At 69.0% G+C, this 14,224-nt stretch carries 12 protein-coding genes; 5 read left to right on the top strand and 7 right to left on the bottom strand.

Features of this window, described 5'->3' with window-relative positions; all coding sequences use genetic code 11:
- The first annotated feature begins 514 nt into the window (after nucleotides 1-514).
- Together VAE53_RS05675 and VAE53_RS05670 are read left to right on the top strand one after the other, a co-directional pair.
- The gene (locus VAE53_RS05675; protein ID WP_322818399.1) at nucleotides 515-1,819 is read left to right on the top strand and encodes a thiolase family protein; all 1,305 of its coding nucleotides are present in this window, start codon (nucleotides 515-517) and stop codon (nucleotides 1,817-1,819) included.
- Nucleotides 1,820-1,978: 159 nt separating this feature from the next.
- On the top strand, nucleotides 1,979-2,731 hold the full coding sequence (locus VAE53_RS05670; protein ID WP_322818398.1) for a YceI family protein: 753 nt from the start codon (nucleotides 1,979-1,981) through the stop codon (nucleotides 2,729-2,731).
- A 58-nt stretch (nucleotides 2,732-2,789) separates the two neighbouring features.
- Here VAE53_RS05670 and VAE53_RS05665 read toward each other — a convergent pair whose 3' ends face one another.
- The 3 genes from VAE53_RS05665 to VAE53_RS05655 all read right to left on the bottom strand — a co-directional run bounded on the left by VAE53_RS05665 (nucleotide 2,790) and on the right by VAE53_RS05655 (nucleotide 7,392).
- Nucleotides 2,790-3,632 carry an EamA family transporter gene (locus VAE53_RS05665; protein WP_322818397.1) on the bottom strand — a complete coding sequence of 281 codons (843 nt, stop codon included), beginning with the start codon at nucleotides 3,630-3,632 and terminating at the stop codon, nucleotides 2,790-2,792.
- Between the two features lie 15 nt (nucleotides 3,633-3,647).
- Entirely contained in the window at nucleotides 3,648-6,299 is a 2,652-nt protein-coding gene (gene gyrA, locus VAE53_RS05660) for a DNA gyrase subunit A (protein WP_322818396.1), read from the bottom strand.
- 205 nt (nucleotides 6,300-6,504) lie between these two features.
- On the bottom strand, nucleotides 6,505-7,392 hold the full coding sequence (locus VAE53_RS05655) for an NUDIX domain-containing protein (RefSeq protein WP_322818395.1): 888 nt from the start codon (nucleotides 7,390-7,392) through the stop codon (nucleotides 6,505-6,507).
- Nucleotides 7,393-7,465: 73 nt separating this feature from the next.
- Between VAE53_RS05655 and VAE53_RS05650 the strand changes: the two genes are divergently transcribed.
- Together VAE53_RS05650 and VAE53_RS05645 are read left to right on the top strand one after the other, a co-directional pair.
- A complete protein-coding gene (locus VAE53_RS05650) occupies nucleotides 7,466-8,299 on the top strand; it encodes a Dam family site-specific DNA-(adenine-N6)-methyltransferase (protein WP_322818394.1) in 834 nt (277 codons plus the stop codon).
- Between the two features lie 139 nt (nucleotides 8,300-8,438).
- A complete protein-coding gene (locus VAE53_RS05645) occupies nucleotides 8,439-9,614 on the top strand; it encodes a cytochrome P450 (protein WP_322818393.1) in 1,176 nt (391 codons plus the stop codon).
- A 3-nt stretch (nucleotides 9,615-9,617) separates the two neighbouring features.
- Here the strand turns inward: VAE53_RS05645 and VAE53_RS05640 are convergent, their stop codons facing one another.
- From VAE53_RS05640 to VAE53_RS05630, 3 genes are all read right to left on the bottom strand, one after another.
- Nucleotides 9,618-10,517, bottom strand: coding sequence for an enoyl-CoA hydratase-related protein (locus VAE53_RS05640; RefSeq protein WP_322818392.1), 900 nt, complete (start codon nucleotides 10,515-10,517; stop codon nucleotides 9,618-9,620).
- A gap of 38 nt (nucleotides 10,518-10,555) precedes the next feature.
- Nucleotides 10,556-11,740 carry an MFS transporter gene (locus tag VAE53_RS05635; RefSeq protein ID WP_322818391.1) on the bottom strand — a complete coding sequence of 395 codons (1,185 nt, stop codon included), beginning with the start codon at nucleotides 11,738-11,740 and terminating at the stop codon, nucleotides 10,556-10,558.
- A gap of 76 nt (nucleotides 11,741-11,816) precedes the next feature.
- The gene (locus VAE53_RS05630; RefSeq protein WP_322818390.1) at nucleotides 11,817-12,107 is read right to left on the bottom strand and encodes a hypothetical protein; all 291 of its coding nucleotides are present in this window, start codon (nucleotides 12,105-12,107) and stop codon (nucleotides 11,817-11,819) included.
- 149 nt (nucleotides 12,108-12,256) lie between these two features.
- Here VAE53_RS05630 and VAE53_RS05625 point away from each other — a divergent pair, with 149 nt between their 5' ends.
- Nucleotides 12,257-12,796, top strand: a complete 540-nt coding sequence (locus VAE53_RS05625; RefSeq protein WP_322818389.1) for a hypothetical protein — start codon at nucleotides 12,257-12,259, stop codon at nucleotides 12,794-12,796.
- A gap of 4 nt (nucleotides 12,797-12,800) precedes the next feature.
- On the opposite strand, the gene VAE53_RS05620 is transcribed toward VAE53_RS05625, so the two are convergent.
- Nucleotides 12,801-14,126, bottom strand: a complete 1,326-nt coding sequence (locus tag VAE53_RS05620) for an MFS transporter (RefSeq protein ID WP_322818388.1) — start codon at nucleotides 14,124-14,126, stop codon at nucleotides 12,801-12,803.
- Nucleotides 14,127-14,224 lie beyond the last annotated feature (98 nt).

The following is a 14,224-nucleotide window of genomic DNA, read 5'->3' as shown; positions in this document are numbered from 1 at the left end:
GGGGGGGGGGGGGGGGGGGGGGGTGGGGGGGGGGGCCGGGAGGCGGGTCACGGTAGCTGGGGCGGTCGCTGGATTCGACGGGGGGGCGGGCCGTTCCGTGGGGGTGGGCGGGATAGGCGTGGGGGTGGGGTTTTCGGCCGGCGGCGGCGTGGCCGTGGGGGAGGCCGGCGGGGGTGCCGTGGGCGTCCGCGTGGGGGTGGAGGTGGAGGTCGCGGCCGCCCCCGCCGGGGACGAGGCGGCGGTGGGGACGGTGGGGCTCGCCGCTGGCGACGGGTCGTCGCCCGGAAGGCAGCCGGCGGCTGCGCATGCGAGGAGGAGGGCGAAGGGGACGAGGCGAGCTAGCATGCGAATGCGACGGTACGCTGCCTGTGCGTCAGATCTTGACGCGTGGGCAAGCGACGCGTCTGTTCAAACGGGGGTGATTCGCATTCGGAGGCGGATGCCCCTATGATGCACAGGATTGCGGGTTGGCTCGGCCGGCCCAGCCTTGGGAATTCAGGAAGCAGGTATCGCCTTGGAACTTCAGAACGTCGTCATCGTCGATGGGGTCCGCTCCGCGTTTGCGCGCGGCGGGCGTGGGAAGCTGGTGGCAACCCGGTTGGACGAGGCTGGCGCGCAGATTTTGCGCGCGCTCCTCGAACGAAACCCGAAAGTGAAGCCGAGCATGATCGAGGATATCGGGCTCGGCAATGTGCAGGGCGCCGGCGAGCTCGCGGGCATCGGCGCGGACACGATCGCCCGGCTAGCGGGCCTGCCGGCCGAGATTTCGGCCTTCGATACCAACCGGCAGTGCGGCTCCAGCATGGAGGTTTTGCACCGCATCGCGCAGTCCATCGCCGTCGGCGCCACGGAGGTGGGGATTGCGATGGGTGCGGAGCGGATGGGCCGCAACCTGGGCGGGGGCTCCCGTGGCCCGACGACCCGGATTACGGAATTCAACCGCCGCCGGCTGGAGCAGACTCCGGAGCAGCGCAACCTGGCACCGGACCATTTCGAGAACTTCTCGGTGCCGTTCCCGGATGAGATTCTGGACTACTCGCCGGTGCTCTCGATGGTGCAGACGGCGCAGAACGTGGCGGAGGTCTACGACCTGAGCCGCGAGGAGCTGGACCAGTTCGCGGTCGAGAGCCACCGGAAGGCTGTCGCTGCCTACGAGAAGGGTGTCTACAAGGACGAGATCATCCCGCTCGAGGTGGAGGACCCGGTCTTCGATGCGGAGGGCAATTGGGTCGAATCGGAGCGCGGGCCGATGATCGTGTTCGACCGGGACGAGTGCATTCGGCCGGGGACGAACATCGAGACGTTGAGCCAGCTGCCGCCGGTGAAGGGCATCGTGAGCCCGATGGGGAAGGAGCTGCGCATCACGGCGGGCAATAGCTGCCCGACGAACGACGGCATCAGCGCGGTGCTGCTGATGAGCGAGAGGAAGGCGCTGGAGCTCGGCCTCGAGCCGCTCGCCCGGATCAAGGGCTACGGCATCTCCGGTATCAAGCCGCAGGTGATGGGTTTGGGGCCGGTGCCTTCGACGAAGAAGGCGCTCCGGTATGCGGGCATCGAGGCCGGCGATATCGACCGGGTGGAATTCAACGAGGCGTTCGCGGCGCAGGTCATCCCGAGCTGCAGGGAGCTCGGGATTCCGCTCGACCGGGTGAACGTGAACGGTGGCTCGATCGCGATCGGCCACCCGCTCGGTGCGACGGGCGCCCGCTTGGTGCTGACGGTGGCCCACGAACTCCGCCGCTCGGGCAAGAAGTACGGCCTTGCGACGCAGTGCATCGGCGCGGGGATGGGCATCAGCACGATCATCGAGGCGCTCTGAGCCGCGTTCGGCCGTTCGTTTCGTGGCGCGGCGCCGGGCTTTCCGGCGCCGCGTCGTGTTTTCGTTGGTCGATCCGTTTCCGAGGGTAAAGGCCCCTGACGGAGAGCGGCTGGCCGATTTGCGAGGATAGGCGGGACTTCGTTGTCCCGGGAGCCCTGCATGAATCGGAAGCTGCTGACGATCGCTGGGGGTGTGGCTGCGGTGGCGGTGGCGGCCTTCGCCGTCTGGTTCTTTTTCATCCGCAGCGACGCGCCGGAGGCGGTTTCGCTGGAAGGTGCGGTGGATACGCTCCGCACGCCGACGTCTGCCGGTCAGGCCGCGGCGAGCGGGACTGCCACGCCGGGCGCACCGTCAGCGTCGGGCGGGGCCGAGAAGGGCATCGACGGGACGTGGACGGTGGCGAGCGCGGGGGAGACGTTCGTTGGCTACCGCGTGAAGGAGGAGCTCGCCCAGGTAGGCGCGACGACGGCCGTCGGCCGCACGAGCGACGTGCGGGGGACGGTGACGATTGCGGGGGGCGTTGTCCAACCGGGGAGTAGCTTTACGGCCAATCTGCAGACGCTGAAGAGCGACCGCAGCCAGCGCGACAATGCGCTCCGGCGGCAGGCGCTCGAGACGGACGTCTTTCCGAATGCGACCTTCACGCTGGGGGACGCGGTGACGCTGCCGTCTGCGTTCGCCGGGGGCGAGCCGCTGAGCACGTCGCTGAGGGGCAAGCTGGAGCTTCACGGGGTGACGCGCGACGTGGAGATTCCGGTGGAGGCGAAGGTGGAGAACGGGTTCATCGTGGTGGTGGGTTCGCTGGAGATTCAGTTCGCCGATTACAACATCGCGCAGCCACGGGCGGCGATCGTCCTGAGTGTGGAGGACCGTGGGGTGATGGAGTTCCAGCTGGTGTTGCAGAAGCAGTAGCTGGCGCTGCGAGGGGGGGTGGCGGAGGCTCGGCCCGGCTGGCTGGCAGGGGGAGCCGTCAGGCGGCGATGGCGGCGACGCCGGCGAGGGCGAAGGCTGCGCCGGCGAGGCGGCGCGGGGTGAAGCGTTCGCCGCCGACGAGCCGCGCGAGGATGAGGGTTTGGACGGGGTAGAGGGAGCCGAGGACGGAGGCGACGGCGATGTTGCCCCGGCTGGTGGCGAGGGCGAAGGCGAGGTTGGCGCTGGTATCGATGAGGCCGACGGAAGCGAGGCGGAGGCCTTCGGCGGGGCCGGGCCAGCGGAGCCCGCGGAGGGCCAGCCCGGCGATGGCGGCGACGATGGCGGCCCCGCAACGGGCACAGAGGACGGCGACCAGCGCCTCCCCGTCGCTGCTGGAGGCCCGACCGATGAGGAGGAAGAAGAATCCGAAGCCGACGGCGGCCGTGAGGCCGAGGGCGACGGGGAGGACGTGGCGGCCGTGGGCGAAAATCGCGCCTTCGGCGGGGAGCGAGACGAGGACGATGCCGACGAAGGCGAGCGCCATCCCGAAGAGGGCGAGGCCCCCGGGGGACTGCCCGGTCAGGAGCACGGCGATGACGGGGATGACGGCGCCGCAGGCGGAGAGCGGCGCGACGACGGCGGATTCGCCGAGCGAGAGGCCTTTGTAGAGGGCGATGCCGCCGAAGCTGGTGGCGAGCCCTGCGACGAGCCCCCAGCCAGCGGCGCCAGGTGAGGCATCGGGCCGCGCGACGACGACCGCGGCAGCGAGGAGCAGGATGGCTGCGAGGTGGGAGGCGAGGCTGACGGTGAAGACGGGGAGCCGGGTGGTGAACCGCCCGCCGAGGAAATCGGAGGTGCCCCAGGCGAACGCTGCCGCGAGCCCGAGGAGGACGGCGGTCATGCCCGGGGGCCGGCGTCAGTCGGCGGCATCGTCGTCGGTGGCGGCGTCCTCGTCTTCGTCGTCCAGGTCGAGCGGGAGGGTGGTGCCGAGGGGGCGGTCGGGCGCTGCGCCGTTGTCGCTATCGGTTCGACGTGCCGCCCGGCGTTCTTCGCCGTTGTCGGACATCGTGAAGGCGGCGATGCTGGCGACGGCGTCGCCTTCGTTGACGCGCATGACGGTGACGCCTTGGGTGTTGCGCCCGATGCGGCTGATTTGGTCGACGCGGGTGCGGACGACGATGCCGTCGCGGGTGACGAGCATGAGGTCCTGGCCGGTGGTGACCATGCGGCAGGCTGCCACCTTGCCGGTTTTTTCGGTGATGTTGAGGGTTTTGACGCCCTGTCCGCCGCGGCCTTGGATGGGGTATTCGTCGATGGCGGTGCGTTTGCCGAAGCCGCGCTCGGAGATGATGAGGAGGTCGGAGCCGTCGTCGGTGGTTTCGACGCCGACGACGTAGCCGCCGTTGGTGAGCTTCATGCCGCGGACTCCTCCGCTGGTGCGGCTGGCATCGCGGAGGTCGTCGATGCGGAAGCGGATGGCGAGCCCTTCGCTGGAGACGAGGATGACGTGGGTTTCGTTGGTGGCCATGCGGGCGGCGATGAGCTCGTCGCTGGGTTCGAGGTTCATGGCGATTTTGCCGTTGCGGCGCACTTCTTCGAATTCGGAGAGGCGGGTCTTTTTGATTTCGCCGTTGCGGGTGGCGAGGAGGATGAAGTCGCGGTCGTAGGTGCGCACGGGGAGGATGGCGGTGACGCGCTCGCCGGGCTCGACGTCGATGAGGTTGACGATGGGGAGGCCTTTGGCCTGCTTTTTGGTATCGGGAACGTCGAAGGCGCGGAGGTGGTAGACCTTGCCGCGGTCGGTGAAGAAGAGGAGGTTGTCGTGGCTATCGCAGACGACGAGTTTCAAGACGGCGTCTTCTTCGCGGGTGGGGGCGCCGCGGGCGCCTTGGCCGCCCCGGCGCTGGCGGCGGAACTCGTCGAGGGGCATCCGTTTGATGTAGTTGCGGATGCTGAGGGTGACGACGCAATCCTGGTGGGGGATGAGGTCCTCTTCGCGGAAGTCTTCCGGGTCGGCCTCGACGATTTCGGTGCGGCGGGGGTCGCCGTACTTCTTTTTGAGCTCCTGCATGTCGTCGCGGATGAGGAAGTCGATTTTGCGTGGGTTGGCGAGGAGGTCTTCGAGCTCGGCGATTTTTTTGATGAGCTCTTCGTATTCGTCGAGGAGGGCCTGTCGTTCGAGGCCGGCGAGCCGGCGGAGCTGCATATCGACGATGGCGCGCGCCTGGACTTCGGAGAAGGTGAACGGGTTCCGCTCGGCGAGGCGGCGGATGCCGGCGGGGCTGTTGGCGGGCAGCCGCTCGAGGAGTACGAGGCCGTTGCCCTGGAGGAGTTCGATCGCCTGTTGGGCGGACTCGGCGGCGCGGATGGTGGCGATGACGGCATCGATGAGATCGATGGCGCGGATGAGGCCCTGGAGGATGTGTTCGCGTTCGCGCGCTTTTTGGAGTTGGAACTCGGTGCGGCGACGGATGACGTTGCGGCGGTGTTCGATGAAGAGTTCGAGGGCGCGTTTGAGGCCGAGGCGGCGCGGGGCACCATCGACGATGGCCATCATGTTGATGGCGAAGGTGGAGCGCATCGCGGTGTGTTTGAAGAGGAGGTTCTTGACCTGCTGGACGGAGCCTTCTTTTTTGAGCTCGATGACGATGCGCATGCCGTTGCGGTCGGATTCGTCGCGGAGGTCGGCGATGCCTTCGATTTTGCGGTCGCGGACGAGTTCGGCGATTTTTTCGATGAGTTGGGCTTTGTTGACCTGGTAGGGGAGCTCGGTGACGATGATGCTGGTGCGGCCACGGCTGGTTTCTTCGATGCTGGTGCGGGCGTGCATGGTGATGCGGCCGTGGCCTTCGCCGTAGGCGGTGCGGAGCTGGGCGCTTTCTTTGCCGACGAGGGCGATGCCGTAGGTGGGGAAGTCGGGCCCTTTGACGACGGTGAGGAGGTCGTCGAGGGTGGTGGTCTCGGGGTTTTCGATGAGCATGGCGATCGCGTCGGCGATTTCGCCGAGGTTGTGGGGCGGGATGCTGGTGGCCATGCCGACGGCGATACCGGAGGAGCCGTTGAGGAGCAGGTTGGGGATGCGAGAGGGGAGGATGGAGGGCTGCTCGTGGCGGCCATCGTAGTTGGGCTCGAAATCGACGGTGTTCTGGTCGATATCGGCGAGCATCTCTTCGGCGATGGCCGACATGCGGGCTTCGGTGTAGCGCATGGCAGCGGGGGGATCGCCATCGACGGAGCCGAAGTTGCCCTGCCCATCGACGAGGGGGTAGCGCAGGGAGAAATCCTGTGCCATGCGGACGAGGGTGTCGTAGACGGCCTGGTCGCCGTGGGGGTGGTACTTCCCCATGACGTCGCCGACGGTGGCGGCGGATTTTCGGTAGGGGGTGCCCGCCCGTGCGCCGCCTTCGTACATGCCCCAGAGGATGCGCCGCTGCACGGGCTTGAGGCCGTCGCGGACGTCGGGGAGGGCGCGCGAGACGATCACGCTCATGGCGTAATCGAGGTAGCTCGTGCGCATCTCTTGTTCGATTTGGACGGGGCGGACGTTGGAGGTCGGCTGGATGGACAAACGGCGCCTCCGGGGCGGCTCGTGGGGGGAAATGGTTGAGGTTATTGTACCAATTGTGGGGGTTACGCGGGAGCCGCGGGGGCGGCTCCGGGGGGCCGCGGCGGGCACCGTTCGGCCCGATAGGGGGTGGAGGGGGCGTGGCGCCTGGGTGGGCGTGGCGCTTTCCTGAGGCGGGGGTGGCCCGCGGCTGGGCGGTGCACGGGGCTCAATGGAAGAGCCGGCGGTAGTGGACGCTGGCGAAGAAGTCGCGGAGGACTGCGGCGGCGGGACCGGCGACGGATAAGGTGGGGAGCTGGTTCGGCGCCCAGTAGCGGAAGGCCTGGCCCTCGCGCACGTCGATCTGCTCTTCGGGGATGTCGGGGTCGTCGTAGTAGATGTGGTAGATGTGGGTGAGCGAACCGGGGAGCTCGGCGGCGCGGTAGACGCGGAAGAGCTGGAGGGTTTGGAGGAGGAGGCCGGTTTCTTCTTCGAATTCGCGGAAGGCGGCGGCGTCGGGGGGTTCGTCGGGCTCGATGAGCCCGCCCGGGATGGACCATTGGCCGGGAAAGCGCTCGGGCGGCAGGTCGGCATCGCGCAGTTGGAGGAGGGCCCGGCCCCAACGGTCGAGCAGGATGATGCCAACGCCGGCGCGGTAGGGTTGGAGCATCCCGACGGTGCCGCGGTAGGCGTCGCTGGCGAGAAACCTGGCGAGGAGCTGCTTGGTTCCGGGGTTCATCGGCAGGGTGTGAAAGTGCGAGGGGTGATGGTACTGGAAGTCGAGCCCTTCGCGTACCTGGATGGCGGAGCGGGGTACGGGGTCGTCGGCGACGAAGAGGTGGAGGCGGCAGGGGAGGAGGTCGGGTACTTGCTCGGGGGTGACGGTCTCGATGTAGCGAAGGCGCTGGAGGCGGATGCCGGTCTCTTCTTCGAATTCCCGGCGGGCGGTGTCGAGGGGGGATTCGCCGGGTTCGCGGCCGCCGCCGGGGGGCGTCCACCGTCCGATGCCGGCGGGCGGCACGTCGTCGTCGCGCTGCTGGAGGAGGATCGAGCCGTCGGCGGCGACGAGGAGGACGATGGAGCCTTCACGGCCTGAGCCGGGCGCTTTGTGGGGCATGGTTTCACGGTACCAGCTCGTGGTGCGAGGGGAGAATTGCTCGCGGGGCGCGGGTTGGGCACGATGGTGGCCGATGGCGACGCCCTTTTTGAAGTGGGCTGGGGGCAAGGCGAGGCTGGTACCGGTGGTCGCCGAGGCGCTCTCGGGGCGGCCGATCGAGCGGTACGTGGAGCCGTTCCTCGGCGGTGGGGCGATGTTCTTCGGGCTGCGGGCGCGGGGCCTCCGCGCGCCGGCGCTCCTGGCGGATGCCAATGCCGAGTTGATCGCGACGTTCGCTGCGGTGCGCGAGGATGTGGACGCGGTGGTCGGGGTGCTTCGACCGCTGGCGGAGGCGTACCTCGGGTGCGACCGCGAGGGCCGACGGGAGCTGTACTACCGCATCCGCGCGTGGGAGCCGGGCGATGCGGCGGGACGGGCGGCGCGGTTCATTTTCCTGAATCGGACCTGCTACAACGGGCTCTATCGGGTGAACCGAGAGGGGCGCTTCAATGTGCCGCATGGGCGGTACGTGCGGCCTCGGATTTGCGACGAGGCGAATCTGCGCGCGTGCGCGGCGGAGCTGGCGGGGGTGGAGCTGCGCTGCGCGGATTTTGCGGAGGTGTGCGCTGCCGCGGGCCCTGGCGATTTTGTCTATCTCGACCCGCCCTATCACCCATCGAGCGCGACGGCGAACTTCACGGCGTATACGGAGCGGGCGTTTGGCTGGGCCGACCAGGTGAGGCTGGCGGAGGCGGTGCGCGCGCTGGCGGCGCGGGGGGCCTGGTTCGCGCTTTCGAATTCGGCCCATCCGGCCATCGCGGCGCTCTACGAGGGGCTCCACCGGCGGACGGTCCAGATGCCGCGGGCGATCAATTCGCGAGCGAGCGGGCGGGCACCGGTCCCGGAGTTTCTGTTCGCGAGGGTGTGAGCGGGGCTGGGACACGGGGGAGGGGCGGGCGGATGGGTGGAGGCGCCGCGCGCTGGTGTCCTGCGGGATGCGCGGGAGGGGCGGATGGACCGCCAATCCGAATGCCATTCGGGTATATTGGGAGGCGGAGGCTTGTCCGATGGTTGGTGCTCCGAACATCGACGATCCGTCGTTCTTGGAGAATCCGTTTCCGTTCTACGAGCTGGGCCGGGCGATGAGCCCGCTGGTGCTCTCGGAGCGGGGGCTGGCGATGGTCTTCGGTTATGACGATTGCGTGGCGATCTTGAAGGACTGGGAGACGTGGTCGTCGCGCTTTCCGCCGCCGCCGGAGGTGGTGGATCCGCCGGAGCCGATGATGCTGAATTCGGATCCGCCGCGGCACACGCGGCTGCGCTCGCTGGTTTCGCAGGCGTTCACGCCGCGGATGGTGGCGGAGTTGGAGCCGCGCATCCGGGCGATCGCGCGCGAGCTGCTGGCGCCGGCGCTGGAGGCGGGCTCGTGCGATCTGGTGGCGACGCTGGCCTACCCGCTGCCGGTGATCGTGATCGCGGAGATCCTCGGTATTCCCCCGGAGGACCGCGCGAAGTTCAAGGAGTGGTCGGACGAGGCGGTGGCGAGCCTCGGGACGGGGCTGCAGGGGGGCGGGCGCCAGGTTCGCGCGGAGATCTTCGAGGAGATGCGGGAGTATTTCACGGCGATGACCGAGGCGCGCCGGCGCGAGCCGCGGGGCGATCTGATCAGTGGGCTCGTGGCGGCGGAGGCGGATGGGGAGCGGCTCACCTTCGCCGATCTGTTGCAGATGCTGGTGCTCTTGCTGATCGCCGGAAACGAGACGACGACGAACCTGATCGGCAATGCGATGTTGGCGTTCCTGGCACACCCGGGGGAGCTGGCGAAGGTGGAGGCCGACCGTGCGCTCATCCCCTCGGCGGTGGAAGAGGTGCTGCGGTTCGAATCTCCGGTGCAGGCGACGGTGCGGCGGCCGACGCGCGATGTGGAGCTGCATGGGCGGACGATCCCGGCGGGGATGCCGACGGTGGTGTGGCTGGCGGCAGCGAATCGCGATCCGGGGCAGTTCGCGGAGCCGCTGCGGTTCGATGTGACCCGTTCGCCGAACCGTCACCTGGCGTTCGGACTGGGCATCCACTTCTGTCTCGGGGCGCCGCTGGCTCGGCTCGAGGCGCGGGTGGCGTTGGAGGAGCTCTTGGCGGCGGCGACGGGCTTCGAGCGGACGACGGATGGCCCGCTGCCGCGCGTGCCGACGTTCATCATGCGCGGGGTGTTGGAGCTGCCGGTGGCCTTCCGGCAGCGGTAGGAGCTAGCGCGCGAGGCCCGGGGTATCGGTGCGGTACATGCCTTCGCGCCATTCGAGGGCACCTTTGAGGCCGGTGCCCGCCTCCATGCTCTCCCGCAGGCGGTCTTGCCAGGCGTAGCTGAAGCTCGTCATTTGGGCCATGGCGTCCATATCGGTGGAGCTGCGCACGGAGCTGTAGATGCCCATGTTTTCGTAGAAGCGGTTCATGTTGAGCTTGAGGATGGCGAGGTGGTCGGCGGTGGCGTTGGCGAGCCGGTCGGCGAGGGCGATGGTGTTGGCTTCGAGTTCGTCGTTGGGCCAGGCGTAGTTGATCATGCCGATCCGTTCGGCTTCGCGGCCGGAGATGGAATCGCCGGTGTAATAGAGCTCTTTGGCTTTGCGCATGCCGATGACGAGCGGCCAGATGACGCCGGTGCGGCTGGTGCCGAGCCCGCGGAGGCCGGGGTGGCCGAACTGGGCATCTTCGGCTGCGACGACGAGGTCGGCCATCATGGCGAGTTCGCAGCCGCCGGCGAGGGCGTAGCCGTGCACCTGGGCGATGGTGACTTTGGCCATGTTCCAGAAGTAGAGGTGGATATCGGTGATCTGCTGCATGCCGGTGCGGATACCCATGAGGAGGCGGCGGCCTTTTTCGTCGCTCGTGCGGTAGCGCCGAACGACGCCGTCGGCGCCGCCCCGCGGTGGGGCGAGGTCGTACCCGGCGCTGAACGCGCGGCCCGCGCCGCGGACGATGATGACGCGCGCGCTGTCGTCGGCCTCGAGGTCGTGGAGGGCATCCCAGAATTCGAAGAGGAGCTCCTGGGAGAGGGCGTTCATTTTCTCGGGGCGATTGAGCGTGATGCGCGCGACGCGCCCGTCGGTGCCGACGCGGTCGATGAGCAGGGTCTCGTAGGTACGGGTCATGGCTGCGAATTATAGGTAACCCGGAGGGGTTCGGGGGCTCAGGTGGTGCGGAGGCGGCCGCTGGCGAGGAGGGTGGCGGTGGCGATGGCGGCCAGGATGGCTGCGCCGGCTCCGAATCCGAAGGTCGCGCGGGGGCCGAAGGCATCCCAGAGGACGCCGGCGAGGAGGCTCGCGACGAGGGCAAGCCCGCCGGTGAGGCCTTGGAAGATGCCGAGCGCGGTCGTCCGTGCATCGGGCGGGGCGAGGTCGGCGATGTAGGCTTTGACGATGCCCTCGGTGGCGGCGATGTAGGCGCCGTAGAGCGGGAAGAGGAGCCATACGGCTGCCGGCGCCGAAGCGCTGGCGAATCCGAGGTAGACGGCGGCGAAGACGAGCTGGCCGCCGATGACGACGGCGGGCCGGGGCAGGTGATCGCTGAGGGCGCCCGCCGGGTAGGAAAGGATGGCGTAGACGGCGTTGTAGACGACGTAGGCGAGGACCACGGATGTGGTGGTGAGGCCGAGGTCTTTGGAGCGGAGGATGAGAAAGGCATCGGAGGAGTTGCCGACCATGAAGATGGCGGTGGCGCCGAGGAAGAGCCAATAGGCGGCCGGGAGGCGGCGGTGCGCCGTGGCCGGGCGCTCGGCGGTGGCCACGGGCGGGGCGCCGGTTTCGGGCACGCGTGCGACCACGAGGACGGCGGCCGCTCCGGGGATGGCGGCGAGGCCGATCGCCCAGCGCAGGTGCTCCTGTCCGACGGCGGCGAGGAAGGCGAGCGCGAGGAGCGGCCCGACGACGGCACCGAGGGTATCCATGGCGCGGTGGAAGCCGAAGACGCGGCCGCGCATCGCGGGTGGTGCGGCATCGGCGAGCATGGCATCGCGGGGTGGCGTCCGGACGCCTTTGCCGAAGCGGTCGACGGCTCGTCCGGCGAGCGCGATCCCCCACGTCGGGGCAGCGAAGAGGATGAGCTTGCCGAGGGCGGCGAGGGCGTAGCCGGCGACGACGAACGGTTTGCGCGCGCCGGCGGCGTCGCTCCAGCGGCCGGCGAGGGGGCGGGTTGCGGAGGCGGTGGCTTCGGCCACGCCTTCGACGAGGCCGACGGCGGCGACGGGCGCGCCGAGGGTGGCGGTGAGGAAGATCGGGATGAGCGGGTAGACGAGCTCGGAGGAGATGTCGGCGAGGAGCGAGGTGAGGCCGAGGAGCCACGCAGTGCGGGGTATCGAAGCGAAGGGGCGCGCCACTGGGCGCATGGTGCCGTTGGCCGCTGCCGCGGACAAGCGCCAGCGACGTCCCTATTAGGCTGGGAGCTTGGGGCCCTCAGCGCAACGGCGGTGGCGGTGGACCTTCGCCTTCGACGAGGAGGGTGGTCGTGCGGTGGCCGGCGCCGCCGCGCACGGAGGCTTGGCGGACGAGCGCCTGGCATGGCGAACGGCCGACGGTCAATTCGATACGGTCGCCGGGGTGGATGGCTGCGGCGCCGTGGATAAGGACTTCGCCGGACCACGTTCCCTGGCCGTCGCTGCGGCTGAGCGTGAGGCTGACGCGGGTTTCGTACGCTTGGCCGAAGGCGAGGCGCCCTTCGCCGGCCCAACTCTTGCTGTTGTCCATGGGCCTAATTTAGCAGCTGCTAAGTCCAGGAGCAGGCAAGGACGATCGGTGGTGAGCTGGTCGGTGCCGGTTCGGGGTTCGGGCCGGAGGCTTTTCCGGTAGGGGGTGGTGGGCTGTAATCGAGGGAGAACAGAGCAGGGGCGTCTGGCTTGGAATCCTTTCTGCACATCGCGTTTCTCTGGTTGCACTTGTTGGGTGTCGCGCTTTGGGTGGGGCCGCAGGTGTTTTTGGCCGTGGCGTGGGTGCCGACTTCGCGGCAGATTGCGGATTTGCCGACGCGGGTGGCCGCGATGAAGACGATGACGCGGCGGTTCGGGTACCTCGGTGGCGTCGGCCTCGGGCTGATCGTGGTGGCGGGGAGCTACCTCATCGCGACATGGCGGGACTTTTACGCGATTCCGGAGGATGCCTCGTTCTTGAGCCTTCGCTTCGGCCTCTGGTTCACGGTGAAGATGGTGGTGTTGTTGGTGATGCTCGCGGTGGTGGGGCTCCACATGGGGTGGGCGGGCCCGAAGCAGCTCCGCCTCTACGAGGCGATGGCGCGGGGCGAGCCGGTGGACGAGGCGGCGCTGCGCCGGGCGCGGGCGGTTTCGATGACGTTGAGCTTGCTCGGGCTGGCGTTGTCGCTGGCGATCATGGTGATGGGCGTGATGATCGGTACCGGCTCGTGGAGCTTCCAGGAGGTGTAGGCGCTCACCCGGCGGCTTCGGCCGCGCCCGGCTGGGCGACGCGCAGCGGGGCGAAGGCGCGTCGCGCGGAGCGAACGAAGTAGGCGGTGGCGAGGAGCGTACCGCCTCCACACAGCCCGGCCATGATGGTGAGCCCAGCGCGCACGCCGAGATGTTCGGCGAGGAAGCCGGTGATGTAGCCACCGATCGGGGTGGAGCCGGCGAAGAGCAGGAAGAAGATGCTCATGACGCGCCCGCGGAGCTCATCGGGCACGATCACTTGGAGCGAGGTGTTGATCGTCGTCGTGAAGGCGACGCCGACCATGCCGAGGGCGAAGAGGAGCGCGAGGGTGAGCGCATAGGCGGGCGAGAGGGCGACGGCGGCGAGCAAGGCGGAGAAGGCCGCGGCGGCGAGGAGGAGCCAGCCGGGCCGGAGCCGCCCGAGGGCCGCCATGGCCAGCGCCGCCGCGAGGCTGCCCGCGCCCATGGCAGAGGTGAGCATGCCGAACTTTTCGGGCCCGACGCGGAGGATGAATTCGGCGACGAGCGGCACGATGACGGTGAAGTTGTAGCCGAACGTCCCGATGATGCCGATGAGGATGAAGAAGAAGGCGACGGCGGGGGTCTTGGCGGAGTACACGAGCCCCTCTCGCACTTGCTGGAAGACGTTGCCACGGGCGGCGTTGCGGGGGAGGGCGTGGAATTCGGCGGGGCGCATCAGGGCGTAGGCGGCGAGCACGGCGAGGAAGCTCGCGGCGTTGGCCGCGAAGGCCCACGAGAGGCCGACGGCGGCGATGGTGAGCCCAGCCACGGCCGGCCCGGCGATGCGGGCGAGGTTGAAGATGCTGGAGTTGAGCGCGACGGCATTGACGAGCCGTTCGCGGCCGACGAGTTCGACGACGAAGGACTGTCGCACGGGGCCATCGAAGGCGTTGACGGTGCCGAGCCAGAGGGCGAGCGCGTAGACGTGCCAGAGCTGGACGCGGCCGGTGGCCACGAGGAGGGCGAGGAGCGCTGCCTGGACCATGGCGAGCGTCTGGGTGATGACGAGGGCACGACGCTTGGGGAGGCGGTCGGCGAATGCGCCACCGAAGAGCGTGAAGATGGTGATCGGGAGGAATTGGAGCGTAGTGACGGTCCCGAGGGCGAGGGGCGAGCCGGTGAGGCGGAGGACGAGCCAGGCTTGGGCAGTGGTCTGCATCCAGGTGCCCACGAGCGAGACGAGCTGGCCGGCGAAGTAGAGGCGGTAGTTGTAGATGGCGAGGCTGGCGAACTGGCGCGCGAGCAGGGCGCGCAGGGTGCGGGGCGCCGAGGCGGTGGCGGGTTCCCTGGCTGCAAGGGGGCGAGGCATGGCTCTAGCCTACCCTCACGTGAAGGTTAGTGTCAGGGGACCGCCGGGGCCTGCTTTCCCGAATGTTGGCGGGATGTTCCGGAGCGCCGGGCTCGCCC

The organism is Tepidiforma sp., from assembly GCF_034432735.1.
Taxonomy (GTDB): domain Bacteria; phylum Chloroflexota; class Dehalococcoidia; order Tepidiformales; family Tepidiformaceae; genus Tepidiforma.
The sequence above is the reverse complement of the archived record's forward strand: the minus strand, read 5'-3'. Positions and strand labels throughout refer to the sequence as shown.